Annotated in this window: 1 protein-coding gene; it reads right to left on the minus strand. The window is 41.1% G+C overall.

Annotated elements, in window-relative coordinates; all coding sequences use genetic code 11:
* Positions 1 to 742 (minus strand): ABC transporter substrate-binding protein (locus ACFIJZ_RS09985; protein ID WP_375632009.1); only part of this gene is annotated, 742 nt, incomplete at both ends.

Here is a 742-nt window from a genome sequence, read left to right on the forward strand (position 1 = left end):
CAGAATCATTATTCCATCCGATAAAAGCCGTATCAAAAGCCCGTGCATTCACTTTTGAAAACAACTGTGTACCTGCTACACGTTCAATTTTAAGACGCACGCCCGCCTGTGCAGCACTATCTTGAAGTGACTGAGCAAGTAACAAAGTATAAGGAGCATTTGAGACAATAAAATTTGCTTCAAATCCGTTCGGATAACCGGCCTCTGCTAAAAGCTGTTTTGCTTTTTGAATATCAAGCTTAAAGGGTTGCCCCTCTTTTTCATCCAAAGCTCCAAGATTACCAAGAGGAATAAAACTGGCCCGTGGAACACCAATCCCTTTAAGAAGCTTCTTGCCAAGACCTTCATAATCTATAAGATAACGCATCGCCAAGCGTACTTTTTCCTTAGCAAAAATGGGATTTGTCATATTGAATCCCCAGTACATCATGGATGGTTCTAACACTTCCTTGATTTTAACATCTGTTGTTTTTTGCAGATCTGCAAGATCTTCAGGTGTCAAATTACGAGCAACATCAATATCATGTTTTTGCAACAACAAGCGTTGTGTTCCGGGCTCTGCAACATGGCGAATTAAAATCTGCTTCAGTTTAGGCGCTTGTCCCCAATAGTGAGAGCTTGCACGCAACAAAAGAGCTTCTCCAGGGCGCCAACTTTTTAACTGATAAGGACCAACACAAGCAGCATGACTCTTCAAATACTGATTTCCCAAATCACCATCTTTTTCGTGTTTCATAATCGT

The organism is Bartonella sp. CL70QHWL (genome assembly GCF_042194855.1).
In the GTDB taxonomy this organism is placed as follows: Bacteria; Pseudomonadota; Alphaproteobacteria; order Rhizobiales; family Rhizobiaceae; genus Bartonella.